This window comes from uncultured Maricaulis sp. (genome assembly GCF_963976135.1).
Lineage (GTDB): Bacteria > Pseudomonadota > Alphaproteobacteria > Caulobacterales > Maricaulaceae > Maricaulis.
Genome location: NZ_CAXBKN010000131.1, coordinates 1 through 5,602, shown reverse-complemented (window position 1 = coordinate 5,602; position 5,602 = coordinate 1). Strand labels below are relative to the sequence as shown.

At 62.1% G+C, this 5,602-nt stretch carries 4 protein-coding genes; 1 reads left to right on the top strand and 3 read right to left on the bottom strand.

Annotated features, from left to right (window positions below; translation table 11 throughout):
* From AAC023_RS13310 to AAC023_RS13300, 3 genes are all read right to left on the bottom strand, one after another.
* The coding region (locus AAC023_RS13310) for a chemotaxis protein CheW (protein ID WP_339741683.1) at positions 1-400 on the bottom strand (400 nt) is incomplete at its 3' end.
* Positions 397-3,174: a chemotaxis protein CheW gene (locus AAC023_RS13305; RefSeq protein ID WP_339741682.1), complete on the bottom strand. Its 2,778-nt coding sequence runs from the start codon at positions 3,172-3,174 to the stop codon at positions 397-399. The genes AAC023_RS13310 and AAC023_RS13305, both read right to left, overlap by 4 nt.
* A 140-nt stretch (positions 3,175-3,314) precedes the next feature.
* On the bottom strand, positions 3,315-3,986 hold the full coding sequence (locus AAC023_RS13300; protein WP_339741681.1) for a histidine phosphotransferase family protein: 672 nt from the start codon (positions 3,984-3,986) through the stop codon (positions 3,315-3,317).
* A 217-nt stretch (positions 3,987-4,203) separates the two neighbouring features.
* On the opposite strand from AAC023_RS13300, the gene AAC023_RS13295 reads away from it, so the two are divergent.
* Positions 4,204-5,602, top strand: a 1,399-nt coding sequence (locus AAC023_RS13295; RefSeq protein WP_339741680.1) for a peptidoglycan DD-metalloendopeptidase family protein, incomplete at its 3' end; no start/stop codon positions are given.

Sequence of the window (5,602 nt, the reverse complement as noted above, 5' to 3'; positions counted from 1 at the left end):
CCCCCTTCACCATCGAACGCCAACGGGCGTCGACATGCGCGGGAACGGGCTCCAGCTCGGCGCGTGGCCGCCGTAGAACTTCACCAACAGAATCAACGATAAGTCCGAAGATTTCGCTACCGCGCTCGACGCCGAGCGCCATACCTGCATCATTCGCCTCGCGGGGCGGCAGACCAAGGCGCCGCCGGGCATCAATCGCCGTAACGATCCGTCCGCGCAGATTGAGCAGGCCAGCGACTTCAAGCGGCGCCAGCGGCACAGCGGTGACCGATTGAGGCGCAAACACCTCACGGATGGAATTGACCGGCGCGCCAAAGAGCTGGTCGCCGATCCGTACCGAAACATATTCGATCATGGCGTCGGCACTCAGTTCCGATGAATCATCATAATGATCGGTCATGCCACCTTCTCCTCATGGGAAACTTCATCCAGGGCGGCGATCAGTGCGCCCCGGTCCGAACGCGGCAGCACCACGGTGAGGCCTTCGGCTTGTGTGTCTTCAGGCCAGTCGGTGACGGCGAGCGCCGGCAGATTGGCCCACATGCCCTGGGCCCGGATTTTCTCGAGCGCGGCGGGATCCCCGACCAGGGCGTCAAATTGTTCACCTGCTTCGGCGATCGCGAGGACTTCATGCATGCCGCCCGTCGGGGTGACATCATAGCCGGCAGCCGCGAGCAGCGGTGCGATCATGCGGCGGGCAAAGGCGTCGGCATCGACGAGCAGAACCCGGCGACGGCGTTTGGTGGTGCGGCGTTGAATATTGCCGGCCTGAGCCTGTTCAAGATGCCAGGCGATATCGACGACATCGGTCGCCTTGCCCTTGATAATGGCGGAACCAATAACGCCCGGCTTGTCGGAACGCATCTGCAGATCGACGCGTTCCTCGACCACATCGACAATCTGGTCGACGGCGAGACCAATCGCGCCATGGCCTTCGGAGAAGACCAGAACCGGCTGTCGTTGCCCCTGCAAGGCACCGATCTGACCGCCCAGCGGCACGATCGGCATCAGGCGGCCGCGGTATTGCACCACAAGCCGGCCATTGGTGGTCTCGATCGCGTCCGGCTGGAATTCCTCGAGCCGGGTGACCAGAGCCAGCGGCACGGCCTTCGGCTCGGCACCGCCAGCACGGACCAGCAGAAGGCGCTGGGTATTTTGCGTATCGGCCGCCGCAGCTGCGCTGGCATCGTAATGCGCATCGTCTTCCATGCTCGAAACGATCTCCCCGGCCAGGCCGTTGGGATCGAGAATCATGATGACCGTGCCATCGCCCAGAATGGTGGCGCCGGAATAGGCGCCGACACCGCGCAGCGAGTCCGACAGCGGCTTGACGACGATTTCTTCGGTATCGAGAACATTGTCGACGATCAGGCCGACATTGCGTCCGCCCGCGTCGAGCACAACGACGAAGCCGGTATCGATTTTGGCCTCACCGGTATTGTCGGCGACGCCGAGCACTTCCTGCAGATCGACCAGCGGCATCAGGCGGTCACGCAGGCGCATGACGCGGGCACCGCTAAGCGATTCAATGGCATGCTCGGAACCGGCACCAACGCGGACCAGTTCGCGCACGGCCAGTTGCGGGATGGCGAAACGTTGTTTGTGGCTGCCGATGATCAGGGCCGAAACGATTGCCAGGGTCAGCGGGATCTTGATCTTGAAATGGCTGCCCTTGCCGCTCGTCGAGGTGACATCGACGACGCCGCCAATCTGTTCGATATTATTGCGCACCACATCCATGCCGACACCGCGGCCGGACAAATTGGTGACTTTCGCGGCCGTGGAAAATCCTGGCGCGAAGATAAAGCGATGGATCTGCTGCTCGGTCATCGCGGCGAGCTCTTCATGGGTGGTGAGACCCTTTTCGAGCGCCTTTTCACCGATGCGGGCGGTGTTCAGCCCCATGCCGTCATCGGCGATGGAGATGATGATATGGCCACCTTCATGAAAGGCCTTCAGCGTGATGACGCCTTTTTCCGGCTTGCCGGCCTTGATCCGGTCGGCCGGCATTTCCAGGCCGTGATCGGCGGAATTGCGCACCATATGGGTGAGCGGATCCTTGATCAGTTCCAGCACCTGGCGGTCGAGTTCGGTATCGCTGCCATCCATTACCAGTTCGATCTTCTTGCCGAGATCGGTGGAGACGTCACGGATAATGCGCGGCAGCTTGCGCCAGGCATCGCCGATGGGCTGCATCCGGGTCTTCATGACCCCGTCCTGCAATTCACCGGTGACGGCGGAAAGACGTTGCAGCGGAACCTTGAGGTCTTCGTCCTCGAGGCCGCGAATGGTCTGCATCAACTGGTTCCGCGTCAGAACGAGTTCTGAAACCGTGGTCATCAAGGCATCGAGCACATCGACACCGACCCGCACGGTCTGTTGCATGCGCGGCGCACCATCGCCACCCATGACCTGATCATCGCCCCCCTTGAGTGCGGCGACAGCGGTCTGCAGCGCCTCGGTCGTACTCATGTCCGGGGTAATCTCGGCCGGTGCCATGCCCGCTTCCGGCTCGGCAGAATTGAACGCGGCCTCCAGTTCGGCAACAGACACCTCGCCCGGGCGCAATTCGCGGCCAAGCTCAGGGTCAAAATCACCAACCCCGAGATGCTCAATGGCCGGCTCTTCGGCAAGGGTTGGAACCTCAACTTCCGCCTCGGTGGTCAGAAAAGCGGCTTCCAGATCGGCCAGAGACACCTCTCCCGGACGCAATTCGCGGCCCAGATCAGCATCCCAGCCTTCAGGCATGGTTTCGACCGGTTCGGCGGTTTTGGCGGTTTCGGCAGTTTCGACGACCCGGCCCTGGGATGCATCCTCAAGCCGGCCGATCAGCTCATTATCTTCGCCGGCGGGTTCATTGCCGGTCTCTTCGATATTGCGGAGAATGACCTTGATCTGATCGATCGATTGCAGAACCAGGGTAACCATGGGCGGCGATACGGCGAGGTCACCATCGCGGAATTTGCCAAGCAAAGTTTCGCCGGCATGGGCCACCGCTTCAAGCCGCGGCAGGCCGAGGAAACCACAAGTCCCCTTCACCGTGTGCAAGAGCCGGAAGATATTGTCGAGAATTGCCCGATCTTCCGGATTGTTTTCGAAACGGACGAGCTCCGCATCGATGACGTCAAGGCTTTCGCCAGTCTCCGTCAGGAATTCACTGATCAGATCGTCCATTGCCAACCTCTTGCCGTCGATATGCCTGTCAGGGCCTGATTTGACGGTAAGTTGACATGTGCTTGGTTAACGGACTGTTGGTGAAAGCCCGTCGAAATCCAGCATCGAATTCATAGCTTATGATTGAGACTGACGGCCAGTCAGCCGGCCGTCGACGGGTGCGGCTGGAGCAGGGCAACGAACTCGACCCGTTCATCGCTGACATGGGCACTGACCCGTCCGCCGGCATTGCGTGCCATCAGCCCTGCAAAATAGGGCTGAATCGAGCGGCCATCATAGCCGGTTTCAGGCGCTTGCCCCTCCAGAGCGAGGACAGCATCGGCATTGAGCCGTGCCCGTGGTCCTTCCGCGACGATGCGGATACGGGCGCCGCCACCGGTCTCGGTGGCCTCGATCGTCACCTTGCCGCCCCGCGGCACGGATTCGACCGCGAGTATGCACAAATTCATCAACAGCCGGGACGGGGTTTTCTCAAGCCCGGGCGCCTCGACTTTCCAGTCAATTTCCGGCTTTGACGGCGCAAACATGGCCTCGGTCAGACGGCGCAGCTCGCGCGTGTCGAGTGTGGCTGGCGCCGAACCACCGGCGCCATAGGCGAGGCGGGCAAATTCCAGCTTGGCCTGGGCCTGACGCGAACTGTCGCGGACCAGGTCCATCGCATCCTCATGCATGTCGGCGGAGTTTTCGTCATCGAGCACACTGAGTGCCGCCCCCAGTGCGGACACCGGGCTGACGAGATCATGACAAAGCCGCGCGCAGAGCAGTGCGGCTAATTGGTCGGCGGCCATTTCGGCGGGGCGTTCTTCTTGCATGAGGCAATCGATACACGATTCTCTCACGCGCCGACCGGGTTTCGCAGCACAAATTCGATCAAAACGCGGAAAGGACTTGGCAACCGAATGCGTCCAAGACATGATTCGGTCGGGTTATGGGGTCATCGGGCAAGGGGCGCAGGCGCGCTTCGCTCCGGTGCGAAACTTGCTTGAGATGACGCGTCATGGAACGAAGCTTCGGAGTATCGACATAACCATGTCTGGATTTGATGTAACCCAAGCCGATGAGCGGCGCGCCCGCGGTCTCGTTGTCTGCGCCAGCTTGGCGCTGTCGGCCGCACTTCTGACCGCTCTGGTCACTTCGAAAGATACGCGCAGCGATGCCGCCGGCCTCACCGCGCCCGCCGCAGCCGTGGCAGTGATGGACATCAATGCTGCCGCGCTGGACATGGACAGTACGGCCGGCGTCCCGGCGCTACGCGCCGATGCGACCACGCCCGCCATGCCGCTCAATCCCGCCCTGCTCGACACCAATGCCTTCACCGCTTGCGCCCGCTGCCCGGTCCATATCCAGGTCGAGCGCGTTGTGCCCCGCGGTGGCACACTGGCCGGCCTGCTCGACGATGCCGGGGTCGATTCCACCGATGCTGCGAAAGCCATCCGGGCACTGAACCAGGTTTATGATCTGCGCTATCTGCGCGCTGGACAGAGCCTCAATCTCTATCTTGAGACCGAGCCCGATGCGGCCATCGAAGCCGATGAAGAAACCCAGAGCCGCCTGCGACTGACCGGGATTTCCTTCCGCCCCGATGTTGAACGTTCCATCACGGTCGCGCGTGTCAGCGGCGATGAGTACCGCACCCGCGAAACCATTGCCGAGTTCGAGCGCCAGGTCGTGCGCTCCTCCGGTTCCATCACCTCATCGCTCTATGTCGATGCTCTCAATGCCGGTGCCACCGACCGCATCGTGGTCGAGCTCGCCGGCGTTCTGGCCTATGCGATCGACTTCCAGCGCTCGATCCAGCCGGGCGACGGCTTCGACATCCTGTTCGAGCGCTTTGTGAATGAAGAAGGCAATACAGCGCGTACCGGCGATATTCTCTATGCCCGCTATGAAGGCCGCGGCGATCCGAAGGAATTCTTCCGCTTCGAGACCTCTGAGGGCGGTATCGGCTATTACAGCGCCGAGGGTGCCAGCGCCCAGCGCCTGCTGATGCTGACCCCGATCAATGGCGCCCGCCTCTCCTCCTCCTTCGGCCGCCGGCGCCACCCGATCCTGGGCTATACCCGCGCCCATAACGGCACGGATTTCGCCGCTCCGACCGGCACCCCCATCTTCGCCGCCGGTAATGGTGTCGTCGAACGCGCTAACCGCTTCGGGAGCTTCGGCAATTACGTCAAGATCCGTCACGCAAACGGTTTCGAGACCGCCTATGCCCACCTCAATGGCTTCGCCCGCGGCCTTCGCGCCGGCAGTCGGGTCACCCAGGGCCAGGTCATCGCCTATGTCGGCACGACAGGCCGCTCCACCGGCCCGCATTTGCACTACGAGGTTCATCAGAACGGTCGCCCGGTCAATCCGATGACCCTCGATCTGCCGACCGGCCGCCAGCTGACAGACAGCGATATGCCGGCCTTCATCGCCGAGCGCGATC

Coding starts and splice junctions, on each gene's coding strand:
- AAC023_RS13305 (WP_339741682.1), bottom strand. CDS start 3,174: ATGGACGATCTGATCAGTGAATTCCTGACGGAGACTGGCGAAAGCCTT.
- AAC023_RS13300 (WP_339741681.1), bottom strand. CDS start 3,986: ATGCAAGAAGAACGCCCCGCCGAAATGGCCGCCGACCAATTAGCCGCA.